Origin of the sequence: Schaalia radingae, from assembly GCF_900106055.1 — a bacterium.
Lineage (GTDB): Bacteria > Actinomycetota > Actinomycetes > Actinomycetales > Actinomycetaceae > Pauljensenia > Pauljensenia radingae_A.
Window position 1 is genome coordinate 880,328 of the sequence record NZ_LT629792.1, and the last position, 25,201, is coordinate 905,528.

20 protein-coding genes are annotated in these 25,201 nt (G+C 60.0%); 18 read left to right on the top strand and 2 right to left on the bottom strand.

Annotated elements, in window-relative coordinates:
* The first annotated feature begins 29 nt into the window (after positions 1–29).
* The 15 genes from dapA (at position 30) to miaA (ending at position 19,186) form a co-directional block, all read left to right on the top strand.
* Positions 30–926, top strand: a complete 897-nt coding sequence (dapA, locus tag BLT69_RS03865; RefSeq protein WP_092648457.1) for a 4-hydroxy-tetrahydrodipicolinate synthase — start codon at positions 30–32, stop codon at positions 924–926.
* Positions 927–997: 71 nt separating this feature from the next.
* A complete protein-coding gene (locus BLT69_RS03870) occupies positions 998–2,689 on the top strand; it encodes a ribonuclease J (RefSeq protein ID WP_058236437.1) in 1,692 nt (563 codons plus the stop codon).
* A complete protein-coding gene (gene lysX, locus BLT69_RS03875; protein WP_058236438.1) occupies positions 2,686–6,072 on the top strand; it encodes a bifunctional lysylphosphatidylglycerol synthetase/lysine--tRNA ligase LysX in 3,387 nt (1,128 codons plus the stop codon). The genes BLT69_RS03870 and lysX overlap by 4 nt, the downstream gene beginning before the upstream one ends.
* Positions 6,069–7,013: a PfkB family carbohydrate kinase gene (locus BLT69_RS03880; RefSeq protein ID WP_193599980.1), complete on the top strand. Its 945-nt coding sequence runs from the start codon at positions 6,069–6,071 to the stop codon at positions 7,011–7,013. Before lysX ends, BLT69_RS03880 begins: the two co-directional genes overlap by 4 nt.
* A gap of 69 nt (positions 7,014–7,082) precedes the next feature.
* A complete protein-coding gene (locus BLT69_RS03885) occupies positions 7,083–9,782 on the top strand; it encodes a DNA translocase FtsK (RefSeq protein ID WP_058236439.1) in 2,700 nt (899 codons plus the stop codon).
* Positions 9,783–9,799: 17 nt separating this feature from the next.
* Positions 9,800–10,408, top strand: coding sequence for a CDP-diacylglycerol--glycerol-3-phosphate 3-phosphatidyltransferase (gene pgsA, locus BLT69_RS03890; protein ID WP_227469210.1), 609 nt, complete (start codon positions 9,800–9,802; stop codon positions 10,406–10,408).
* 14 nt (positions 10,409–10,422) lie between these two features.
* Positions 10,423–12,207, top strand: coding sequence for an ABC transporter ATP-binding protein (locus BLT69_RS03895; RefSeq protein WP_058236440.1), 1,785 nt, complete (start codon positions 10,423–10,425; stop codon positions 12,205–12,207).
* A gap of 208 nt (positions 12,208–12,415) precedes the next feature.
* Positions 12,416–12,727: a helix-turn-helix domain-containing protein gene (locus BLT69_RS03900; RefSeq protein WP_058236441.1), complete on the top strand. Its 312-nt coding sequence runs from the start codon at positions 12,416–12,418 to the stop codon at positions 12,725–12,727.
* A gap of 14 nt (positions 12,728–12,741) precedes the next feature.
* Positions 12,742–12,963 (top strand): DUF3046 domain-containing protein, encoded by a 222-nt coding sequence (locus tag BLT69_RS03905; RefSeq protein ID WP_058236442.1) that lies wholly within the window; start codon positions 12,742–12,744, stop codon positions 12,961–12,963.
* Between the two features lie 271 nt (positions 12,964–13,234).
* Complete coding sequence (recA, locus tag BLT69_RS03910; protein WP_058236443.1) at positions 13,235–14,344, top strand: recombinase RecA; 1,110 nt, start codon at positions 13,235–13,237, stop codon at positions 14,342–14,344.
* Positions 14,345–14,349: 5 nt separating this feature from the next.
* Positions 14,350–14,982 (top strand): regulatory protein RecX, encoded by a 633-nt coding sequence (locus BLT69_RS03915; protein ID WP_257525435.1) that lies wholly within the window; start codon positions 14,350–14,352, stop codon positions 14,980–14,982.
* On the top strand, positions 14,972–15,478 hold the full coding sequence (locus BLT69_RS03920) for a CinA family protein (RefSeq protein ID WP_058236445.1): 507 nt from the start codon (positions 14,972–14,974) through the stop codon (positions 15,476–15,478). Before BLT69_RS03915 ends, BLT69_RS03920 begins: the two co-directional genes overlap by 11 nt.
* Positions 15,479–15,505: 27 nt before the next feature.
* Entirely contained in the window at positions 15,506–17,059 is a 1,554-nt protein-coding gene (miaB, locus tag BLT69_RS03925) for a tRNA (N6-isopentenyl adenosine(37)-C2)-methylthiotransferase MiaB (protein WP_092648459.1), read from the top strand.
* Between the two features lie 4 nt (positions 17,060–17,063).
* Entirely contained in the window at positions 17,064–18,212 is a 1,149-nt protein-coding gene (locus tag BLT69_RS03930) for a hypothetical protein (RefSeq protein ID WP_092648460.1), read from the top strand.
* Positions 18,209–19,186, top strand: a complete 978-nt coding sequence (gene miaA, locus BLT69_RS03935) for a tRNA (adenosine(37)-N6)-dimethylallyltransferase MiaA (RefSeq protein WP_092648461.1) — start codon at positions 18,209–18,211, stop codon at positions 19,184–19,186. Before BLT69_RS03930 ends, miaA begins: the two co-directional genes overlap by 4 nt.
* A gap of 23 nt (positions 19,187–19,209) precedes the next feature.
* Here miaA and BLT69_RS03940 read toward each other — a convergent pair whose 3' ends face one another.
* The gene (locus BLT69_RS03940) at positions 19,210–19,824 is read right to left on the bottom strand and encodes a class I SAM-dependent methyltransferase (RefSeq protein WP_092648462.1); all 615 of its coding nucleotides are present in this window, start codon (positions 19,822–19,824) and stop codon (positions 19,210–19,212) included.
* Positions 19,825–19,908: 84 nt separating this feature from the next.
* Here BLT69_RS03940 and hflX point away from each other — a divergent pair, with 84 nt between their 5' ends.
* The 3 genes from hflX (at position 19,909) to BLT69_RS03955 (ending at position 24,487) form a co-directional block, all read left to right on the top strand.
* Positions 19,909–21,447, top strand: a complete 1,539-nt coding sequence (gene hflX / locus BLT69_RS03945) for a GTPase HflX (RefSeq protein WP_092648463.1) — start codon at positions 19,909–19,911, stop codon at positions 21,445–21,447.
* Entirely contained in the window at positions 21,428–23,422 is a 1,995-nt protein-coding gene (locus BLT69_RS03950; RefSeq protein ID WP_257590401.1) for an ATP-dependent DNA helicase, read from the top strand. Before hflX ends, BLT69_RS03950 begins: the two co-directional genes overlap by 20 nt.
* Before the next feature lie 81 nt (positions 23,423–23,503).
* Positions 23,504–24,487: an L-lactate dehydrogenase gene (locus tag BLT69_RS03955; RefSeq protein WP_058236451.1), complete on the top strand. Its 984-nt coding sequence runs from the start codon at positions 23,504–23,506 to the stop codon at positions 24,485–24,487.
* 1 nt (position 24,488) lies between these two features.
* Here the strand turns inward: BLT69_RS03955 and lexA are convergent, their stop codons facing one another.
* Positions 24,489–25,187, bottom strand: coding sequence for a transcriptional repressor LexA (gene lexA, locus BLT69_RS03960; RefSeq protein WP_092648465.1), 699 nt, complete (start codon positions 25,185–25,187; stop codon positions 24,489–24,491).
* Between the last annotated feature and the right edge of the window lie 14 nt (positions 25,188–25,201).

The window sequence follows — 25,201 nt, forward strand, 5'->3', positions numbered from 1 at the left end:
TCGTGACGCCATCTCCTAGACTGTGAAACATGAAACATCTTCCGTCACGTACATTCGGATCCCTCGCCCCCGCATTGGTGACCCCTTTTCACCAGGATGGCTCACTTGATGCCGAGGCAGCAGCCAGGCTCGCCACCAAACTGGTCGACGACGGATGCGACACGATCCTTCTGTCGGGTACGACGGGTGAATCACCGACCACTCACCAACCTGAAAAGGACGAACTGACCAGAGCTGTCAAGGAAGCTGTGGGGCAGCGCGCTCACATCATGTGCGGCGCATGCTCGAACGACACTGCTCACGCCGTGCGCATCGCGGAAGGAGCGCAGGCATGCGGAGCTGACTGTCTGCTGGTCGTCGCCCCGTACTACAACCGTCCTTCCCAGGCTGGACTGATTGCGCACGTGCGCGCCATAATGGACGCGACCGACCTGCCGATCATGCTCTACGACATTCCGGGGCGCACCGGCCTGGCGTTCAGCGACGAGACGTTCGATGAGCTGGCCCAATACGACCGCATCAAAGGCGTGAAGGATGCGACCGGTCAGGTGGAACGAGGATCGGCACGTATGCATCGCACAGGGTTGGAATACTACTCAGGCGATGACGGTGAGAACTTCAACTGGCTGGTGGCCGGCGCATCAGGACTGATCTCAGTGGTTGCCCACGTTGCCGCCGCCCAGTACCGCCGGATGATTGATTTGCTGGATGACAACCAGGTGTGGGAAGCGCGCGAAATCCACTTCGAACTACGCCCACTGGTCGACGCCATCATGGGAGGCGGACAAGGGACAGTGATGGCGAAGGTCGCACTGGCACTGCAGGGAATCATCGACACACCGGCCGTCCGCCTGCCGCTCGTACCGACATCTGATGAGGAGCTCACGCGCCTGCGTCAGGTCATGGAACGCATGAACCTGCTGTGAAATAGCGTGGGAAAACATCTGGACGCGCGCCGCCGCTTTCAGCGCGGTCCAATGCGTGAGACACTTGCCCCATGAAGTCCCTGTACGAAAACTTAACCGAACCGGCACCCCTACCCGAGGGCGCCGTGCGGATCGTGCCCCTCGGTGGCCTCGGTGAGGTCGGCCGCAACATGACCGTCCTCGAATATGACGGAAAGCTGCTCATCGTCGACTGCGGCGTTCTCTTCCCCGAAGAAAGTCAGCCAGGTGTTGACCTGATTCTGCCTGACTTCTCGTGGATTGAGGAGCGCCTCGACGATGTGGAGGCGATGGTACTGACCCACGGCCACGAAGATCACATCGGCGCCGTCCCCTACCTGCTCAAACTGCGCTCTGACATCCCGATCTATGGGTCGGACCTGACATTGTCGTTCGTTGAGCCCAAGTTGCGCGAGCACCGCCTGGAGAACCCACCCCTGAACGTCGTAGATGAACATGACACTGCCGAGGTCGGCCCGTTCAGCCTGGAATTTATTGCGGTGACGCACTCCATTCCGGATGCGCTCGCAGTGTTCGTGCGCACTCCCGCCGGCAAAGTTCTGATGACCGGTGACTTCAAGATGGACCAGTTGCCCCTCGACCACCGCCTGACCGACCTGCGTTCATTCGCCCGGTTCGGCGAAGAAGGCGTCGACCTGTTCATGGTGGACTCCACAAACGCCGAGGTGCCAGGATTCATCACTCCTGAACGCGAAATCGGCCCCGTCCTCAACCAGGTTTTCTCAGATGCGACCGGCCAGATCATCGTGGCCTCCTTCGCCTCGCACGTGCACCGCGTCCAACAGGTCATCAATGCGGCGGCGCGCAGTGGACGCAGGGTCGCCCTCGTGGGACGGTCAATGGAACGCAATATGCGCATCGCGGAAGAAAAAGGCTACCTGTCAATTCCCGAGGGTGTCCTGATCGAACGCTCGATGATAGGGGAGCTGCCTCCAGAGCAGCGCGTCTACATGGCGACCGGCTCGCAGGGCGAACCGATGGCCGCGCTGTCACGCATGAGCGTAGGATCGCACCGATTCGTCACGATCGAACCGGGCGACACTGTGGTGTTCGCTTCCTCACTGATCCCGGGCAATGAAAACTCGGTCTATCGGGTCATCAACGACCTGACTCGACTGGGCGCAAAAGTCGTGCACCAGGCCAATGCGAAGGTTCACGTGTCCGGTCACGCCTCTGCCGGTGAACTCATCTACGCTTACAACCTCGTGCAGCCCGCCAACGTCATGCCGATTCACGGCGAGATCCGCCACCTGGTGGCCAACGGACAGCTGGCCGTCAAGACAGGTGTCTCCCCGGAAAATGTCGTGCTGGCTGAAGACGGCGTGGTCGTTGACCTGATCGATGGGAAAGCGCGCGTTGTGGGCGCGGTTCCATGTGAATACATCTACGTCGACGGACGCTCGATCGGTGAAATTTCCGACGACGAACTCGAGACGCGTCGCACGCTGGGAGCCGAAGGGTTCATCAGCGTGTACGCCGTGGTGGAACATGATTCAGGGATGGTGCTCGCACCGCCGACGATCCGCGCGATCGGCATGGCTGAGGACGATTCTGTTTTCGACGAGATCCTGCCTGATGTGGATGACGCACTGCGCCAGGCAGCAGCGCCAGGAGGACAGGATCCCTACAAACTGCAGCAGGCCATGCGGCGCGTTCTGGGCAGGTGGGTGGCGCGCAAGCTGCGTCGCCGGCCGATGATTGTGCCTGTCGTGGTCGAGCAGTGAACGTAACACCGTCCACATCGAAACGCAGTCCGCTTCCACCAGCCAGCGAGCAGGCCACCGCCCGCGCGCTGAGAATACCGACCATCGTCTCGGACATTTACGCCATTACGATGATCTGGTCCCTCCTGTCGGTGCTGATCCACCTGATCGCTCCGCGCGTCGTTGAAATCGGCATGTTGATCACGAGCGCGTTGAACTTGCCGTCGGGTGCCGGCCTGTTCGAAGCAGTAGTGTGTGGGTCAATCGCGCTGGCCGCATCGCGACGAAAACGCGTCGTACTATGGGCCATCGCCTTTTTCCAGATCATTGGCGCCCTCACGTCCGTGTTGTTCATCATCCTTTTCGTTGCGGACGGTAGCGTTGTGTGGCTGGATATGCCGTCCTTACTGATCTCGCCGCTCGTGGCGCTCATCGTGATGGTGGCGCTGTTGCACTATCGGGCCTCGTTTCCCTCGCACATTGTGCGCGGGTCCCTCGTCGGTGCCTTGGTCATTCTGATCACAGGGATCGGCACTTCGATCGTGTGGGGAATTGTGCTGGTGACGTGGGGACCGTGGTCGCATACCACTGCTGGACCCGGATGGGTGATTTCACGTTCTCTGGGCTTCGTGTCGCTGACACTGACCGACGGTAGCGAGCCGATAGGGCCGCGCCCCCTTGCACTGGCGTTGTCTTTATGGTCAGCGCTGATCTATCTGTTGGCACTGGCCTACTTCCTGCGCGGGCAGAAAACTCCGGGACGCACTTGCGGAGATGACCTGAAAACGCGCGAACTGCTGGCCCGTTGGGGAACAGATTCGCTCGGGTACTTCGCAACCCGTGGTGACCGGTCCCTGGTGCTGTCAACAGATCAACGTGCCGGCGTATCCTATTCGGTTCTGTTTGGTGTCTGCATGGCTGCCGGCGACCCGCTGGGTGATCCCCAATCATGGCAGAACGCGATCGCGCAGTGGCGCCTGCGCTGCGCCCGCTTCGGATGGATTCCGGCCGTTCTTTCTGCCTCCGAATCAGGAGCGCGTGCCTACCGACAGCAGGGGTTTGCCGTGCGAGCCATGGGGGATGAAGCAATCGTCCACGTCCGCGACTTCGAATTGCGTGATCCCTACATGAAAGACCTTGCCCATGCGGTTCGCCGAGTGGCACGCGCCGGTATCGATATTTCGATCCGCCAGCTCGGAGAGATCGACGCCGAGGAACGCTGCTGCCTGGAACGGGTCGCCAACGAGTATCGCAGAGGCGACGAACGCGGCTTTTCCATGGCGCTGGACCGCATGTTCGACCCGGTGGATTCACGCACACGAGTAGTCGTTGCCCGCGCAGGTGACGGCACTATCGAAGCAATCCTGACATTCGTGCCGTGGGGCAATACGGGGCTGTCACTGAACCTGATGCGTCGATCAGCTACAGCGACAAACGGCATCATTGAAGCCATGATTGTCGCCCTGATAACGGACTGCGCTGACGGGCCGATCAACGCGATCTCATTGAACTTTGCGATGTTCCGTCGCATTTTTCGCGAGGGCGAGGCGGTTGATGCCACGTGGCGTGCCCGGCTGCTCCGGCGCATCATGCGCGCCGCATCCAAATGGTGGCAGCTCGAGTCCCTGTATGAATCCAATTCCCGCTACCGCCCCGAGTGGTTTCCTCGTTATATGTGCTATCGCACGTTCGCAGAAATCACACATGTTCTGGCTGCAGCCGGTGGACTAGAGGGTTTCCTGCCCGTATGGGCTGACATTGACCATGGACAGTCATGGGGCATTGATGACGAACACCGCCGGGCAGTGCACGCCATCGAGCAGGAAGCCCATCAGGCTGTTGTGCCGCAGCGTGCACTCACGGAGCAAGAACGCGTCCGCCGCTCCAAGGCTGAGCGTCTGCGCCAAAGCGGCATGGAACCATGGCCCCCGTCACTGTCGCTGGGGCTTCTCCCTGATCAGGTGCGCGCTCAAGCGCGGCAGTGTGCCGATGATACCTGGTCCCCTGACGAGGTCACTACCGGTGGGCGCATCCGTGCCATCCGAGATCATGGCGGCATCATCTTCGCCGACCTTGACCGAGGCGGGCAGACGATTCAGATCATGCTGGAACAATCCACGACGGAACCGGCAGTGTTCGAACTGTGGGGCCTGTGTGACATCGGAGACTCGGTGGCAGTAACAGGGCACCCAGGACGTACACGCTTTGGCGAGCCGACGGTGCGGGTGGCAACGTGGACGATGGCGGCAAAATCGCTGCGTCCTCTGCCTGCCCACGGCACGTCGCTGGATGCTCAGACCCGCTCCCGCCAGCGTGTGACACATCTGTTGACAGACTCCACTGCGGTGGATCTTCTGCGCAAACGCTCGCGCGTGATGGCCACTACGCGCGCTGTGCTGGCGCACAACGGATTTACCGAAGTGGAAACGCCAATCCTGCATCCGATTAAGGGCGGGGCGAACGCTCGGCCATTTATTACACACCTGAATGCCTATGGTTCCAACGTATTCTTGCGGATAGCTCCCGAACTGTACTTGAAGCGACTGGCTGTGGCGGGTATGGACGCCATTTTCGAAATGGGACGCTCCTTCAGGAACGAGGGGGCGGACATGACCCATAATCCCGAGTTCACCTCCCTGGAGGCCTACCGAGCGGGCGGCGACTACACAACGATGCGTCATCTGGCCCAGGAACTCATCCAACGCTGCGCCCTGGAAGTCAACGGACAATGCGTATGTCTGCGGCCGGCAGGGTCATTCGGTACCGAGGGATTGCAGACGGTGTGCCGCTACGACGGTGTGGACATGGTCGAATACGACCTGTCAGGTGAGTGGCCTGTGATTGGTGTCCATGAGGCGATCAGTGCTGCCACGAACACCACAGTGACACCGGATTCGGACGATGATGAGCTGATCGGCCTCTGTCACGCGCACGGCATTGACGTACCACCCGTTGTCGACCACGGAGCACTGATCGCGGTACTCTACGATGACCTAGTTGAAGCGCAAACGGTTCAGCCGACGTTCTACCGCGACTTCCCAGCATCCTCTTCGCCACTGACCCGCAAACATCGCGACGACCCCCGTCTTGCCGAACGGTGGGACCTGGTGGCTTTTGGCATGGAGTTAGGCACGGCCTACACAGAGCTGACAGACCCTATTGACCAGCGCGAACGTTTCGTTGAACAGTCGCTGGCGGCAGCAGCGGGAGACCCTGAGGCAATGAGCATCGACACGGCATTTCTCGATGACCTCGACCTGGGATTGGTGCCGACCGGAGGTGTGGGAATCGGAATGGATCGGTTGGTCATGTTGTTGACCGGCAGCACGATTCGTCAGATTCTGGCGTTCCCATATGTGCGTCCTATGACTCACGCAGGAACAGAAGGTACGGTAATGGCATGACCGGTCGTTTCATCTCGACAGATTCCATCGTGCTGTCGCTCCCGCTGCACGTTGATCACATCCCCGAGCGGGGAACATCCGTGCGGGCAGACAGCGCCATGTCACGACCGGGAGGTGGTTTCACCACGCTGTCAGCCGTGGCAGCCTACGGGATCCCCGCGCTGCTGGCCTCACCACTGGGAACCGGACCGAACTCCTTCACCGTGCGCCGCCAGCTTGCCCACGCTGGCGTCCAGATCGTGACTGATGAACTGGTGGGCGACATCGGCGCTGCCATCATGTTGGTGGAAAACGACGGCTCGACCACGTCCGTCGCTACGTCAGGCGTTGAATCTGAACCATCGCGTGCCGCCCTCGACCGTATTGAGCTGCAGGAGGGGGACCTTGTCCATATCGGTGGCGCTGACCTGGTCAACGAGTCCAGTGCGCGCGTCCTGTCCGGATGGGGAGCAGACCTGCCCGATGATGTCACTTTGGTGGTCTCCGTGTCACCGGCTGTGGAGCAGGTACCAGTGTGGGCGTGGCGCCGACTGCTGAAACGTGTGGATGTTCTGACCATGAATATCCGCCAGGCCTCCACGTTGAGCCGGATTCTGGCAACTACTGAGCCTGGCACTGCGATTCGACATGTCATACGCCCCGACGCCGCAATCGTGCGTCGCCTGGGCGTGATGGGGTGCGAAGTGCAGGTCGATGAGAACTCGCCGCGCGTGCAGATTCCCGCATTCGATTCCATCACCGTTGACACGGTCGGTGTGGGCGATACGCATATCGCGATCATGTCGGCCGCACTGTTGGAGGGGCATGACCTGATCGAAGCATGCCGCATTGCCAACGCCGCGGCAGCGGTGACCATTTCACATGAATCGGCTCTGCCGGTGCCCACGCGCAGCCAGATCGAGGAAGTCCTGCGGGAAAAGCGCGTGAAATACTCCATGTGAGGCGATCTGGCGAGTCGGTCGGCGCGTCTGAAACGGATCGGAAAGTGTTCGCGGTAGCGTCGAAGTATCATGGCCAAAAAACCTGCATCATCTTCGCGTACTCGCAGCTCTCGAACCTCGGGGCGCTCCTCTGCACGCGCCGAGAACGCTCCGGCACGCCCAGGCGGACTGGCACGGGCAGCGTCGGCAACCGGCCACGCGGTTCGCAGCGCACACGAGCAGTGGCGCGCTACGGACCCTCAGCTTAAACGCGACGCGTTGGCATTCATCTTGTGTGGGCTGGCCATTATCATCGCCCTGCGTGAATGGTTCGGCATATCGGGGACCGCAGGAATGATCGTGCATCACGCGGTAGCCGGCCTGGTCGGACTGTTCTCCGTTCTGGTGCCGATTCTGTTCGTGGCTTTGTCGATCGAGCTCATCAAGGCACGGTCCGGCCAGCACGCGCTGCCACACCACATTGCAGGTGGAATCGGCATGGCCATGTCGATTGCGGGCATCACCCACATCACCGCGGGAAACCCGAACATCGATTCCTTTGACCGGCTTGAAGCAGCCGGAGGGCTTGCCGGCTGGTTCATCGGACGCCCGCTGGCTCAGCTGCTGTCACCCTGGGGAGCGATCCCCATTCTGGTGCTGCTCGCCCTGTACTCACTGCTGCTTGCCACCCGCACCCGAATCAGTGACATTCCCGCAGTGCTGCGCTCATGGTGGCGCATCCTGTCACGCCAGGACCAGCGTGAACGCATTGATGCAGACGATGTCGATAGTGACGAGGACGAGCTTGCGGCCACCGCTCAGCTGGATTCCTACGACGCGGATGAAGCATTCCGCCGTGCACACGAGAGCGCACACGCCGTCCCGAATGTGTCAGAACACCAGGACATCGAGGAAACGGAGCCCCCCTCGTCAGACCACGAACCAGAAGCAGCAACCCAGGTCCTGCCACAGGCAGATACGGGAGCAGGGGAGGAGACCTCCACACTGGCCGCACCGCCCACGACCGAGCCGCCTGCCAGTTCGTTCCAGCCCGAGCTCGACGAGTCGATTTCCTATACGCTGCCTGACGAATCCCTTCTGGTCCGCGGCGCGCCGCACAAGACGCGTTCTGCCGCGAACGATCAGATCATCGAGGCCCTGCAGCGCGTATTGACCGAATTTAACGTCGACGCCACAGTGACAGGCTTTTCGCGCGGCCCCACGGTGACTCGATACGTCGTCGAGCTGGGTCCGGGCGTCAAGGTTGAACGCATCACGAACCTGTCGAAGAACATTGCCTACGCTGTGGCAACAGCAGACGTGCGCATCATTTCACCGATTCCCGGCAAGTCCGCCATCGGTGTGGAGATCCCGAACCCTGACCGCGAGACGGTCGCATTGGGTGACGTGCTGCGCTCCGGTGTCGCCAAGCGCAATCACCACCCGCTCATGGTCGGTGTGGGTAAGGACGTCGAGGGTGGCTACGTTGTCACCAACCTGGCGAAGACACCGCACCTGCTGGTTGCAGGCCAGACCGGTTCGGGTAAGTCGAGCTTCATCAACTCGATGATCACGTCCATCATGATGCGCGCCACTCCGCAGCAGGTACGCATGATTCTGGTGGACCCCAAGCGTGTGGAACTGACGGTCTATGACGGAATACCGCACCTGATCGCACCGATCATCACGGATCCGAAGAAAGCCGCCGAAGCGCTTGAATGGGTTGTTGAAGAGATGACCAGGCGTTACGACGACCTGCACACATACAAGTTCCGTCATATTGACGACTTCAACAAGGCCGTGCTGTCCGGGCAGGTGCACGCGCTGCCGGGACTGGATCGCACGCTCAAGCCCTACCCGTACCTGCTGGTCGTGGTCGATGAGCTGGCGGACCTGATGATGGTGGCGCCTCGTGACGTGGAAGCGTCCATTCAGCGCATTACACAGCTGGCACGTGCGGCCGGCATTCACCTGGTGCTGGCCACCCAGCGCCCGTCGGTGGACGTGGTCACCGGCGGCATTAAAGCTAATGTTCCCTCTCGTCTCGCGTTCGCAACAGCCTCGCAAACTGACTCGCGCGTGATTTTGGACCAGACCGGTGCTGAAAAGCTGATCGGTCAAGGTGACGGCCTGTATCTGCCGGCGGGTGCGGCGAAACCTTTGCGCGTTCAGAGCTCGTGGGTCACTGAATCTGAAATCCATGCTGTTGTCACGCATGTGAAGGAGCAGATGGAAGTGCAGTACCGTCAAGACGTCACGGCACCTGCGAAGAAGCCGAAGGTTGCTGAGGATATTGGTGATGATCTTGAGGATCTGCTGCAGGCAGCCGAACTGGTGATTTCCACACAGCTGGGCTCCACCTCCATGCTGCAGCGCAAACTGCGCATCGGGTTCGCACGCGCAGGACGATTGATGGATCTGCTGGAATCGCGCGAAATTGTCGGCCCGTCCGAAGGATCCAAGGCGCGCGAAGTGCTGGTTCCACCTGAGTCCTTGCCGGACGTGCTGGCAATGCTGCGCGGGGAAACGGATTCCGTACATGCTTCCGAACCGGAACAACCTGCCGATCCGGCCTCCAGTCAGGGCGGCTACCACGGCGCGCCCTCGTCCGCTGATCACGCACCTGACGCGTACGGCGACTCAATGGGTCATGACTCACATGCAGGGCCGTTCGCCCACCCTCACCGGGACCTGACCAGCATCGGCGCACCTGATGACTGGGTCGATGAGAAGGACTATGACGACGGGTCAGGTCCAAATGAAGACGCCTGGCAACTGACTGGTCGCTGAACACGATAGGATTCATCATGATGAAGTCAGCACCGGAAAACGTCTCGATGTTGGATGAGGGGCCGAAGCGCTCCTGGGTCAATGTTCCCAACATCCTGACTGTTTTTCGCCTCATCATGGTGCCCATCCTCATCATCTTGATGCTGCAGCATGACTGGAACCTGCACTGGTGGGCGGTCAGCGTGTTCGTGATTGCCGGCGTCACCGACCAGCTCGATGGGCACATCGCCCGCTCGCAGGACCTCATTACCGATTTCGGCCGGATCATGGATCCGATTGCCGACAAGGCACTGACCTTGAGCGCCTTCATCATGCTGAGCATCGCGGGTTACCTCCCGTGGTGGTTCACCATCGTCATTGCGGCAAGAGAACTAGGCGTGACGGTGTTGCGTGCACTCCTGCTCAAACGCTCAGTTGTCGTTGCTGCATCGCTTGCGGGCAAGTTCAAGACCTTGTTGCAAATGTTCCTGATCTTCATTCTGCTGCTGCCCTGGTCCACTTTTTCGAACATCGTTATGCCGGGATCATGGTTCATGGTCGTCGTTGCAGCACTGACTCTGATCGCCACATTGTGGAGTGGAGCCGGCTACGTGATCGAAAGCGTCAAACTGTTCGGCAAACATTAGGTGTCATCTCAGACATGAAGAATATCTGGCGAATCCTGTCAAACGCCCGGTCACTGTGGCCGCTCTACGTCGGCATTATCATCGGCGCCATCGTCACGACGGTGACCTCCCTGCTCAGCCCCTTCGTCATCGCGCAGGGCACGCAGATCGTCGTGGACATGATCGGCGGCAAGACGAACGCGACGATCACCACCCTGGTGTGGCTGGCCGTTGGACTGCTCGCACTCATGGTGCTGAACTCGTTGATCACGAACGTCACCGGCTATATGGGTGACCAGATGAGCACGAGGATCCGCGCGATCCTGTCGCACAACTATTTTTCGAAACTGCTGCGCCTGCCGCAGCGCTATTTTGATTCCGAGCTGACCGGCACGATCATTTCGCGCCTGAACCGTTCAATCACTTCGGTGGCTGACTTCCTGCAGGTATTCGCCAATTCGTTTTTCACCACGATCCTCACCGTCGTCACGGTGCTGGTTGTGGCTGGCCTGCACTCGCCGTGGCTGGCGTTGTGCCTGTTCATCATCTACCCGCTGTTCGTCTGGCTTACAGCTTTGACCTCGGTGAAATGGCAGGTGTGGGAGCATCAGAAGAACGAGCACTACGACATCTCGGGTGGCCGTTTTGCTGAAGTCATCGGCCAGCTTCGCGTCGTGAAGTCCTATACGCGTGAGCGTTCCGAACTGGAAGCCTTCGACGGGCACTACGACGACGCAATCAGCATCACGCGTTCCCAGTCTGCCTACTGGCACCGCATGGACATTATTCGTCGCGTGTGCCTGGACCTGGTGTTCTTCGCGGTCTACCTGATTATCTTCATCCAAACTGCTCGCGGCGCCTTCTCCGTTGGATCAATGGTGCTGCTGATCCAACTGATCAACATGGCCAAGCAGCCTGTCACGTCGATGAGCTACTACGTGGATACCCTGCAAAAGGCGATCACCGGCTCCAACGAGTACTTCAAAGTCATGTCAGAACCCGACGAGCCGCTGACCGCCGTGCACGAGACAATCGACTGGTCCAGCGAGGATCCATACGTCGAGTACACCCACGTCAACTTTGGTTACACCGACGAGGCAGTCCTGCGCGATATTTCCCTCGCTATTCGCAAAGGTGAACGCATCGCGTTTGTGGGTGAGTCAGGTGGTGGGAAAACCACGATGATCAACCTGCTGATGAAGCTGTACACGCCTGATTCAGGCGTGCTGAGGGTACGCGGACATGACGTGACGCAGGTGCCGACTCAGACGTTGCGCGATCAGATCGGTGTTGTTTTCCAGGACGCGAGCCTGTTCTCCGGCACGATTCGTGACAACATCACCTACGGCAAACCCGACGCTACGGACGACGAGATTGTCGAGGTGGCGCGTCGAGCGAACGCCCTGTCGTTCATTGAGCGCCTTCCCGAACGCTTCGACACGCAGATCGGTGAGCGCGGCATCAAACTGTCAGGTGGGCAAAAACAGCGCATCTCCGTTGCTCGCGCCATGCTCAAGGACGCGCCGATCCTCGTGCTCGATGAGGCAACCTCAGCCCTGGACACCAAAGCTGAACGGCAGGTTCAGGCCGGCCTCGACGAACTCATGCATGGGCGCACGACGATCATCATCGCGCACAGGCTGTCCACGATCGCAACGGTGGATCGAATCGTCACCTTGAAGAACGGGACGATCGATGAGGTCGGGTCGCCTGCTGAACTGGCGCGCAGTGGCGGAATCTACGCGCAGCTCCTGGCGCTGCAGGCCACAGACTCGCACGCCAGCCGCACACTGCTCAAACAATTTGAAATCACGCACTGACGCTGCCGGCCAGGGGAGTACCAACTCCCCGAATCGAGACGTACCCCATATTGGGGATCTGTCAACTGCCGGGAATAAAGACATCGTCAAGGGCGTTGAAATGATCAGAGAAGGAAATGATCCTGCGCATTGCAAGCTGGTGTTCAGTAACTTCCCAGTTGGTGAACATAGGATGCATGTGAGTTCAACGAGAGGATACAGTCAGAACATGACGACAACTGCAACAGCACCACTGCTTCGCACCGAGATCGGCGACGTGCTGCGCTCACTGCGTCAGGACCAGGGCCGGACCTTACGCGAAGTTTCATCTCAGGCACAGGTGTCGCTGGGATATCTGTCCGAAGTTGAGAGGGGACAGAAAGAAGCCTCCTCTGAACTGCTGCAAGCCATTACCGGAGCACTAGGCGTCCCGCTGTGGGTCGTCCTGCGCACCGTGTCAGATCGCATGGCGATCATTGAAAGCACAACGGTGCCCGATACGGTACCCGATGATTTGATGTCGGTTGCGCTGTTGAGCTAGAACGGTTCAGCTTCGTGCTCAAATCAGAATTCTGGAACGCCCTTGACCAGGTCTATGGACCTGCGTTGGGGCGTTCCCTGTTTCAGGACCTCTACCTCGTCCCGCTGAAAATGAGCGGCCGTGAGGCGATGGATGCCGGTGTTGACGTTGAGGTGATATGGGACGCCCTCGTCGATGAAACCGGAAAAGGCGAAGAAGCCCGCTGGGTGCACAGGCGCCCGAAGAAGAAGCGCTGAAGGCGAGCCGAACGGTTGCCTGCGCGAGAATTGACGGGCGAGGCGGCTCACGTTTGTGACATCAGCGTGTCGTTTCACAATCGAACACGTGTTCCACTACTGTATCCACAGGTGGCCCGATTCGCTCCAGCTTTCCACAGATTGCTCGCGACGAATCCCAAATGTCTATGGTCGGGCATATCGTCACTCATGCACCCCGGCGAGGGGACCGCATTCCGAGACCAGGACTGATCCATTGGGCGGAGAGCCCGCAACGACGAGGAGAAACACGATGGCCAGGAAAACAGCCCCGCGTGCGCAGCAAGCGACCACAGATCGCGACAAAGCACTGGAAGTGGCACTCGCGCAGATCGATAAGCAGTTCGGAAAAGGATCTGTGATGCGACTGGGCGACGATGCGCGCCCGCCCGTACGCGTCATTCCCACAGGTTCGCTGGCCCTCGACATCGCACTGGGTATCGGCGGTTTGCCGCGCGGTCGAGTCGTTGAAATCTATGGACCAGAATCTTCCGGTAAAACCACCGTTGCTCTGCACGCCGTTGCCAACGCACAAAAAGCGGGTGGAAACGCTGCGTTCATCGACGCTGAGCACGCACTTGATCCGGAGTATGCGCGTGCTTTGGGCGTGGACACTGACTCCCTGCTGGTTTCACAGCCCGACACCGGTGAACAGGCACTGGAAATTGCCGACATGCTGATCCGCTCGGGCGGCATTGACATCATCGTCATTGACTCGGTGGCCGCGCTCGTTCCCAAGGCAGAAATCGAAGGCGAAATGGGTGACTCGCACGTCGGCCTGCAGGCCCGTCTGATGAGTCAGGCGCTGCGCAAGATCGCAGGCGTCCTGTCGGCCACAGGGACAACTGCGATCTTCATTAACCAGCTGCGTGAAAAGATCGGTGTGTTCTTCGGATCTCCCGAGACAACAACGGGTGGCAAGGCACTGAAGTTCTACGCTTCAGTTCGCATCGACGTGCGTCGTATCCAGACTCTCAAAAATGGCGATCAACCCGTCGGCAACCGCACCCGCGCCAAAGTCGTCAAGAACAAGATGGCGCCGCCGTTCAAGCAGGCGGAGTTCGACATCGTCTACGGTAAGGGAATCTCACGTGAAGGCTCCCTAATTGACATGGGCGTGGAAAGCGGCATCGTGCGCAAGTCAGGTTCCTGGTTTACCTACGGAGATGATCAGCTGGGCCAGGGCAAGGAGAACGCCCGCCAGTTCCTTGTTGACAATGCTGAACTTGCCGACGAGATCGAACACAAGATCCTGCAGGCCGTTGGCATCGAAGCATCTCCCGAAGAAGAATCAACACAGTCCGAGGAGGCTTCGGAGACAGCGGAGCCGGCCGTTGACCCCTCCGAAGATGCAGGATTCTAAGGTGTGTGCACGTGGTCAACTACTCGGATCCCGAAGACCATCCTGAGCTGGGTGACCAGCGTCGGCGTGCAACCGCGGATTCGGCTGCGCAACGCATGGCGCGAATTCGCGAACGCAACGCTTCCTTAACAGGGACAGCCGCGATTGAAGCGGCACGTGAGGTGGCACTGCGTCAGCTGGACGCCAGGGCGCGATCACGCGCCGAACTGCACACGGCCATCACGTCGCGTGGCTTTTCCAGTGATGTTGCCGATGACGTACTGGAACGGCTCGAACGCGTTGGACTGGTTGATGATCGCGCGTTTGCCGCCATGTTCGTCAAGGACCGCTTCTCGCTGGGCGGCAAAGCAGGACGCGCCCTGGCAGCAGATCTGGCGAAACGCGGAGTTGCGCTGGAGCTGATTAACGAGGCCCTGAGCGAGATTTCTCATGAGGATGAACAGGCGCGGGCTCGACAACTTGTCGACGCGAAGAAACGGTCGGTGCTGTCACGAGGGCTCGACGGCGCTGAACGCGATAAAGCCTTTCGCAGGCTGACGGGTATGCTGGCGCGCAAAGGATATGCGGCTCACGTGTGCGTCAGCGTTGTCGGCGCCGCGTTGAATGAGTGGAGTAGAGAATCGGACGATGACATCTGATGATGCGACTTTTCGCCTGGTGCACGACCTTATCGACTCACACCTGACGATTGCGACAGCTGAATCCCTGACAGGTGGGCTCCTGTGCTCGACACTGGTCAACATTGCAGGCGCATCCGATGCGGTGCGCGGAGGCGTGTGTACCTATGCCACTGAGCTGAAGGCTGACATTCTGGGTGTCGATCGGGCACACCTGGCACGAACCGGTCCGGTAGATGCGGACGTGGCCATTCAGATGGCTCAGGGGGTACGCACCCTGATGGGTGCCGATATCGGTATCTCCACCACAGGCGTGGCCGGCCCAGGTCCGGCAGACGGGCACGAAGCAGGAACCGTCCACATCGCCTGTGTCACTCCAGAAGGCTTCACGCAGCGTGAATATCACTTCACTGACCGCTCACGCACACAGGTGCGCACCGCGGCTGTGGACGCTGCAATCACGCTGGTGAGTGACGTGGTCACACGCGGGCATGACGAACCCAACAGGGTGGAGTAAGGCATTGTTGAGTAGAATCTTCAGACGATGACTTCTTTGACCGATCTTTCCGCGCCAGCCGCACCGTCTGCACTGCCACGTACCTACGCGGTGCGCACACTCGGATGCCAGATGAACGAGCATGATTCAGAACGCATGGCGGGACTACTGGAAGAGTATGGACTGGTTCCCGTCTCACAAGTACCCGAAGCTGCAGCACGTGCCACTGATGCCGGCGACATGGGCGCTGACGTGGTGGTCATCAATACCTGCTCGGTCAGAGAAAACGCTGCGACTCGTCTGTTCGGAAATCTTGGCCAGCTCGCCCAGGTCAAACGTGAACGCCCCGGCATGCAGATCGCAGTGGGCGGGTGCCTGGCTCAGCAAATGCGCGGCGGTATTGTGGAACGCGCACCTTGGGTCGACGCCGTTTTCGGCACACACAACATCGATGTTCTGCCCGCACTGTTGCGGCGCGCTGAACACAACCAGGAAGCAGCAGTTGAGATCGAAGAATCGCTGAAGGTTTTTCCATCGACGCTGCCCACACACCGCGAATCCGTGTATGCGGCATGGGTGTCGATCTCTGTCGGATGCAATAACACCTGCACATTCTGCATCGTGCCGCATCTGCGCGGAAAGGAACGCGACCGCAGGCCAGGTGAGATCCTCCAGGAAGTCGAAGCAGTTGTCGCACAAGGCGCTATCGAAGTGACGCTGCTGGGGCAAAACGTCAACTCCTACGGTGTGGGATTCGGTCACAGAGGAGCCTTCGCTGATCTGCTGCGCACAGTCGGCGCAGTCGATGGAATTGAGCGCGTACGCTTCACCTCCCCTCACCCGGCAGCTTTCACTGACGACGTCATCGAGGCGATGGCTCAGACACCCACCGTCATGCCATCCCTGCACATGCCATTGCAGTCAGGTTCAGACACGGTGCTGCGCCAGATGCGCCGCTCGTACCGTCGCAAGAAATTCATGGGCATTTTGGAACGCGTTCGCGCAGCAATGCCCGACGCGGCTATTACGACCGACATCATCGTCGGCTTCCCCGGCGAAACGGAAAAAGATTTCGAGCAGACCCTCGAAGTCGTCGAAGAAGCACGCTTCGCATCTGCTTTCACCTTCCTGTACTCACCGCGCCCCGGCACGCCCGCAGCCGATCGCGACGACCAGGTTGACCCCGCGGTCGCCTCCGAACGCTACAGCCGTCTTATCGCCCTGCAAGATAAGATCTGCGCGCAGGACAATGAGAAGCTCGAAGGCACTGCCGTCGAAGTCCTCGTCAGCGAAGGACAAGGCCGCAAAGACGGTGCCACTCAACGCATCACGGGGCGTGCGCGTGATAACCGACTGGTACATGTCGCCCTGCCCGACACTCTTGTAGAAGCGGACAGGCCACGACCCGGCGATATGGTGCGCGCAACGGTCACGCACGGTGCGCCTCACCATCTGCTCGCTGACTCGGCCCTGACCGGGGGACTTTTCGACGTTCGCCGTACCCGTGCAGGGGACGCATGGCAGGAGGTTCAGCGTGCACACAACGAGGCATCCGATCCACGCGTAACTCTTGGAATGCCGACGCTGCGCGTGAGATCATGAATGCATGAAGCAAAGCGACGTTGACGCCGTCCAGGACGTCACGCTTATTGAGGTGCGCCCCCAAATCAGCCGTCCGTTCAACAATGAACACCCGCACGCTGATCTCTACTGCCGGTTGGCGGCTCTCACGGAGCAACATTCGCAGCGAATCTTTGGCACATCTGTGTGGGCGCTGACCGCCCAGCAGCTCTCCACGGCTCGTCATTCGTGCGCTCAGCTCTTTATCGTTGCCTGCGCAGGTTCCCAGCCCGTCGACGTCGATCGAGCCAGCGTGATCGGCTTTGCCTATCTGGAGCTACCGCTGCTGGAGAACACTCATCTGGCAACGTATGACATCTATCTGGCAGATTCCCACAATGAGGCGATCGCTCAAGCGCTTCGCGCCCGATGTGAAGGAAAAGCGCGGCGCTATGGGCGCACCGGTATCGACACGTGGGTTGTGTCGACCTCGTGGCACAAGATCGAGGATTCCGAAGCCGTCGCTGACGTCAGTGGATATCACCCGGATCGGCCGGACACCCTCGTCAATTTTGATGAGGATGCCGACACTCGTGCGCTGCGAGCCGGGGGCTATGAGCCTGTGTGCGGTGAATGGGTGAATGTTCTTCCTGCCCAACGTATCCGTGAAGCCGCACCGGTCGCGCCTGACGGTTTTGAAACAGTGACGTGGACAGGACCCTTCACTCGGCCCGCGCTCGCCAGGCAGATGGTGCGCCTCTACGAAATGTGCGCGCGTGACATCCCTTCAGGTGCGCTACCCACTGATCAAAGCGCAATCTGGGACGAACAGCGTATCCGACTGATGGAGGACGGACTCTACCGCGCCGGCACCAAGTGGATGACGACCGCAATTCGACCAGCCGGAGGGCCACTGGTTGGTTGGACAACGCTGACGTATCGTGACGACACATCCGGCTACGCTTACCAGGAAACAACGCTGATCGACCCGCAATACCGGGGCAGGAAACTGTCAGCGTGGATCAAGCTTGTCAATGCTCAGGCACTGGAACGTGAACGCCCCGACATCTGTCACATCGTGACATCGAATGCCGTGACCAACCGCGCAGTATTGGCGCTCAACCGCAACTTTGACGCTCGCGCCGTTGCCATTGACGTGGACTGGTACAAACCGCTGGGTGATCAGAACCTGTGACCTCTGACCACGCTCCGATTATCGCCGTCGTCGGCCCCACAGCCTCAGGAAAGTCCGACCTCGCCCTTACCATTGCGCAGGATCTTCCGGCATTGCTGGGAACATCCGGTGAGGCCGAATTGGTCAGCGCGGACGCGATGCAGCTGTACCGAGGAATGGATATCGGCACGGCCAAAACACCACTGGAGGAACGCCGAGGGATCACACACCACCAGATCGACGTCCTGGATGTGACAGACGAGGCCAGTGTTGCCGCCTATCAGCGCGAAGGACGACGTGACATCGCGGATATTCATCGTCGTGCGGGCATCGCCGTGGTTGCCGGCGGATCGGGACTGTACGTTCGCGCGCTCCTTGACGTCATCGACTTTCCTGGCACAGATCCGGACATACGCGCCCGCATTGAAGCTGAGGGTGACGGGCCACTGGGCGTCCAAGGGCTGTGGGACAAGCTCTGTGAGCGTGACCCGATTGCTGCGTCCCGAATCGACCCGCATAACGCGCGCCGAATTGTGCGCGCACTTGAAGTGATTGAACTGACGGGGGAGCCGTTCTCAGCGCGCCTGCCGCGCTACGAGTTCGCCCAGCCGGCGGTCATGCTCGGAATGAGGCGTGAGCCTGCCCGCCTCGATGAGCGCATCGCGGTCAGAACGCACGCCATGTTTGACGAGGGCCTGCTTGACGAGGTTGCCCACCTGATTCCTCTCGGATTGCGCGAGGGCAAGACGGCATCCCGGGCAACGGGATATGCGCAGGCTCTGTCCGTGCTTGACGGTCATATGAGTCGTGATGAGGCGATTGAGTCGGTTGCACTGGCCACCCGTCAGCTTGCACGGCGACAGATCAAATGGTTCAGACGGGACCCACGCATCATGTGGATCGATGCAGACGGGTGCGATGAGGCGGCACTGCGCGCGAACGCGTTGAAGTTGATCGAGCGCGCACTCAGTGATGCACAGCCCGAATCGTTCTAGCGCTGCGCAGCCTGAATCGCGATCTAGCGGCGCGCGACCCGAATAATGCGGTAGCCCTTCTTGGATGCAATCTTGCCGGCATCCCAGCCTTGCTCGCACAGCCAGGAGATCAGGGAATCTGCGCCAAGGTTGCGCTGTACCACCAGGTACGCCTCACCCTCGTCGGCCAGCAGGTTGAGCCATTGAGTCAGCAATTCACGCAATGCTTTTTTCCCGATACGCACCGGAGGGTTTGACCAGATCAGGTCGAAACGCACGTTCTCGGAGTGAGCTTTGGCCAGGGCAGCGGGCGCACGGTACGCCGTGATATTGGACACTCCCGCGGCTGTGGCGTTGCGGCGCGTCAAATCGAGCGCCCTGTCTGTCACATCGACTGCCCACACCTGAGCCTCGGGCGACTCCAGCGCCATCGCCAGCGCGATCGGCCCCCATCCGCACCCGACATCCACAAACGTTCCTGACGAAGGCGGCGTGGGAGCTTCTGCCAAAAGCTGGCGTGTCCCCAGGTCCAGACGGTTGGCAGAAAAAACATGATCACTGACCCAGGCGCGAAAATCGTGTCCGCGCAGCGCCACGTCAATGCGGCGCAGTTCAGATTCTTCGGCAGGAGCAGCGTTGGTGAAGTACTGGTCAGTCATGATGTCCAGCCTAGTGGATCACTCAGGTGTCCACACCCATCGCTGTCTCATCTGCGCGGGTGGGTCTGCTCGTGGCACACTAGGATGAACCCGCAACGAAGGAGATCAGTGGCCGACTCACGTGATTCAACCTCAGCGCATGACGACGAATCGTTCAAAGCAGCAGAAGACGTCGTGGCGCGTATCCTCGCCCGCCAGGGCACAGCACTGGCATCCACGCGCTTTCAGGACACGACGCACGATGCTGGCGACCTGGAACGGGAGGCGCGCGCCGGTATGCGCCGCGTCAATGACATTGCGAGCCAGACCGAGCTTGACGAAGTCAGTGAAGTTGAATACCGCCAGGTGCGTCTCGAACGTGTGGTCCTGGTGGGCCTGCGCACAACGCAGAGTCTGGAGGAATCGGAAAATTCGTTGCGTGAACTGGCAGCACTGGCTGATACAGCCGGATCCCACGTCCTCGATGGCATCATTCAGCGGCGCCCCACCCCAGATCCTGGCACCTACCTCGGCTCCGGTAAAGCGCGTGAACTCGCTGAAATCGTGGCGGATAGCAGGGCAGACACGGTCATTGTGGACGGTGAACTGACCGCTTCTCAGCGCCGCGGCCTGGAAGACGTCGTCAAAGTGAAAGTTGTTGATCGTACGACGTTGATCCTTGATATTTTCGCCCAACATGCCAAGTCTCGTGAAGGCCAGGCACAGGTGGAGCTCGCTCAGCTCGAATATCTGTTGCCGCGACTGCGAGGTTGGGGTGAGTCCATGTCGCGTCAGGCCGGTGGCCGTGTGGCCGGCGGTGAAGGTATCGGCTCACGAGGACCCGGTGAAACGAAAATCGAACTGGATCGGCGCCGCATTCGATCACGCATGGCGCGCCTGCGCGCACAGATCCGTGACATGGAACCCGCCCGACGCACTCAACGAGCTGCACGCCGTCGCATGGGTGTGCCCTCTGTGGCGATTGTCGGGTACACGAACGCTGGGAAATCTACCCTGCTCAACCAGCTCACTGATGCCGGCGTGCTTGTGGAGGACGCGCTGTTCGCGACTCTCGACCCAACTGTCCGCCGGACGCAAACTTCTGATGGCCGGGTCTTCACACTGTCTGACACGGTGGGGTTCGTCCGTAATCTGCCGACGCAACTGGTGGAGGCCTTCCGATCCACGCTCGAAGAGGTCGGTGAAGCGGACGTGATCGTCCACGTCGTTGATGCGGCTCACCCTGATCCGGTCGGCCAGGTCGAAACCGTGCGCGGCGTGCTGGACACGATTGACGGCACGGAGACGATTCCCGAAATTCTTGTGCTCAACAAGAGTGACCTGGCCTCGCCTGAACGCCGGGCGCTGAACCGTACGTTGTTTCCCAAAGCTGTTGCGATCAGTGCTCGCACTGGGCAGGGAATCGAGGAGCTGCGCCAGCTCATCGAAGACACGTTGCCGCGTCCGCGCGTCTATGTTGACGTGGTCGTCCCGTACGACCACGGCGACCTCGTCCATGCCGCCCACGAACAGGGCGAGGTCCTCAGTGAAGACTACGAGGCAGCAGGCACGCATATCACTGCTCACGTCGACAGTGCGCTTGCAGACCGACTTCATCATGTGAATGCCGCGCCCCATGGGTGAGGCTGACGAGCAGGAGACTGCCCTTGAACATCGTATTTTGACCCGAGTGCTCACCGCGATGGGAGGCAGTCGGCGCGACGGCCAGGTTCGCATGATTGACGAGGGCGCCGCCGCGCTGAAATCAGGTCACCATGTGATGATTCAGGCGGGAACCGGCACGGGCAAGTCAATTGGTTACCTGATTCCGGTGCTGGCTCGGGCAGCTGAATCAGGCGCACGAACCCTGATCACAACGGCCACGCTGGCACTGCAACGCCAGATTCTGACGAAGGACGCTCCTTTGGTCATTGACGCCGTGGCGGATGAAACGGGTGTGCGTCCGCATGTCGCACTGCTCAAAGGATGGTCGAATTACGTCTGCAAGTTTCGAGCTGACGGTGGGCGCTCCCAGCTGGATACTCTTTTCGACGCTGCCGACGCGCATCAGGGACCAATCAGTGACCTCGGCAAAGAAGTGACGCGGGTGCGAGAATGGGCGCGCACCACGGATTCAGGTGATCGTGATGATCTGATCCCCGGCGTCTCCGACCGGGCGTGGAGACAGGTGAGTGTCTCGAAGCGTGAATGCATGGGGCGCGACTGCCCATTTGTGGAGGAATGCTTTGCTGGCCTCGCGCGCGATGAAGCGCTTGAAGCTGACGTGGTGGTCTCAAACCATTCCCTCTTCGGTATTGACACGATGAGTGCGCTCAACCTGTTTGGAGAGTTGGATCATGTGGTGGTTGATGAATGCCACGAACTTGCTTCCCGCGTTCGCTCTCAAGCCTGTTGTGAAATATCCAAGGCACTGTGTACGCGCGTGGCGCGAGTAGTGCGCACGCTGGTCAAATCCGTTGATATTCAACCGTTCGAGCAGGCAGCGAGCGCATTGATGGATGCCCTCGACGCGCAGCCTGACGGGCTGATGGTGTGCAGGCCAGATGCGGTAGTCGAGGCGATCAGCGTATGTGATTCAACGGTGCGGACCGTGGCCAGTGAAGTTGAGCAGTCCTCGGTGGAGCAGAGTCAGAAACTCATGGCGCAGGCGGCGTGTGATGAGTTCATCGAGGCAATCGACGCGTGGAATATCGATCCAGCTCAGACGATTACGTACATCGAGAGGGACACGGATAGCAGCGCTGTGTCGTTGAAGATTGCGCCTCTGGATGTCGCCGGACCGCTCGGCGCGGTCGGGCTGGGGGAGCGTGCGGCGATCTTGACGTCTGCCACGCTGGCACTGGGCGGGTCTTTTGATTCGGCGGCTCGGGAATGCGGGCTGATGGTCTCCCACGTGCCCTGGCATGGCATTGACGTTGGTTCGCCCTTCGATGTGGCTCGTCAGGGCGTCATCTACGTGGCGCGGCATCTGCCAGTTCCGGGTCGCGAGGGCCCGAGCGGGGAAGCGCTTGATGAGCTTGTCGCCCTGACTCAAGCGGCAGGTGGTGGTGTACTCGCCCTGTTTTCAGCATGGCGTGGTCTGAAGGCCGGTGCGCGAGCACTTCGCGAGGGGACATCTCTGGACGTGTACGTGCAGGGAGAGGAAACCACGTCGGCGTTGGTGTCGCGTTTTCGAAACGAACGCGATTCGTGTCTGGTTGGCACACTGTCACTGTGGCAGGGGGTCGACGTTGTGGGCCCGTCCTGTCGGCTTGTTGTCATCGACCGGATTCCGTTTCCTCATCCTGATAACGCGGTGTTCCAGGCGCTGCAAAACGATGCAGCGAAACGGGGAGTGAGCGGTTTCGGCGCGGTGGCACTGCCTCACGCAGCACTGTTGATGGCCCAGGGCGCAGGCCGACTGTTGCGTTCCTCGCAGGATCAGGGAGTTGTGGCAGTGCTGGATCCGCGACTGGTCACAAAGTCGTATGGCAGCTTTATCCGCGCCACCATGCCGCAGATGTGGCCGACGACAGATTCGCGCATCGTGGTACAGGCGCTTGAACGTCTTGCAGCCAGTCTTGACACACTCGATTCGTCCAGTCGCCCTCGTGAATGAGACCATAGACCACTTCTCAAAATTCATCTGATTTGGGATGATGGTGCCGGATCGGAATGAAGGAGGCATCAGGTGCACCACATGACTGCTCAAACCTTGTACCCCTCAGGGACGGAAGGACACCCGTCGAAAATCGCGGTGATCGGGGCTGGAGCGGTTGGCACCGCAGTCGCCTATGCGTGCGCCATGAGGGGCGACGCCCGCACCATCGTCCTCCAGGACATCAACAAGAAGAAGGTCGAGGCTGAAGCGCTCGATATCGCTCACGGCATCCAGTTCACCCCATGCGGTGCCGTTGAAGGATCCGACGATGTGGAAATCGTGCGAGGATCCGACCTGGTGATTGTCACCGCCGGCGCGAAGCAGAAACCGGGACAAACCCGCCTTGAGCTGGCCGGCTCCACCGTCAACCTCATGAAAACCATTGTGCCGAACCTGCAGAACGTCGCACCGCACGCCCGCTTCATGTTCATCACGAACCCCGTTGACATCGTGACCTATGCGGCGCTGAAAATCATGGGTGTTCCACGCAACCAGGTCTTCGGCTCGGGCACCGTGCTGGACACATCGCGCCTGCGCTACTTGGTTTCGCGCGAAACCGGAGTGGCCACACAGAACATCCACGCCTACGTGACAGGCGAACATGGTGATTCAGAGGTGGCACTGTGGTCATCCGCTGAAATTGGAAACGTGCCGATCCGGCACTGGGGGCCCACCCTGAGCGGCAGGCTCTTCGACAGTGATCTGCGCAAGGAAATTGCGGAAGAAGTCACTCAATCGGCCTACAAGATCATCGAAGGTAAAGGCGCCACGAATTACGCGATTGGCCTGTCGGCAGCTAACATTGCCCGCGCGGTGCTGCGAGACGAAAACCGAGTTCTGACGATCTCCTCGCTGCTTGAAGACTGGGAAGGCATCTCAGATGTCTGCATGGCTGCACCCACCATCGTTGGGCGAATGGGTGCAGGACGGGTGCTGAACCCGCCGCTGACGCTGGCTGAGCGCGACGGTCTGACCGAATCAGCCCGACGCTTGCGTGCTGTTGCGCAAGAGCTCGGGTTCTGACCTACAGGCAGCGGATCATGGTGACGACGAGGCCGAGGATCGTTGCCTCGTCACCAGGGATCGGACTGTAGGACTCGTTTTTCGGCAGCAGCCACACATGACCGTCGGCGTGAGACAGAATCTTGACAGTTGCTTCACCATCGATCATCGCGGCAACCGTCTGCCCGTCAACAGCGGTGGGCTGAGAGCGTACCACGACATAGTCACCATCAAGGATCCCCGCATCAATCATTGACTCGCCGTTGACACGCAGCATGAACACGTTGCCTTGCCCCGTCAGTGAGGTGGGAAGCTCGAACGTGTCCTCAACATGCTGTTCTGCCGTGATAGGCGCGCCGGCAGCGATCTGCCCGACGAGGGGGACAGGAACTGTGTCCTGGTCAGCATGGCTGACCGGGATCTCGATTTCATGGACAGTGGCAGGTGCCTGATCCTGAGCATCGTGGGGATCGCGGGAATCTCCAAGACCCTGCTCCGTGAGTTCAATGCACCGCGCCTGGCCAGGAAGACGACGGATAAAACCAGCCTCCTCCAGTGCGTCAATATGATGCTTCACTGTCGAGGGGGAGGCCAGCCCCACGTTCTGTGCAATCTCACGCACCGAGGGAGGGTAACCGCGTTCGCGGATACTCTCACGAATCGTGTCGAGAATCTCACGCCTGCGACGGCTTAACGTCGCCTCATCCGTCTTCTTCGCCATCGATCCTCCCGTTT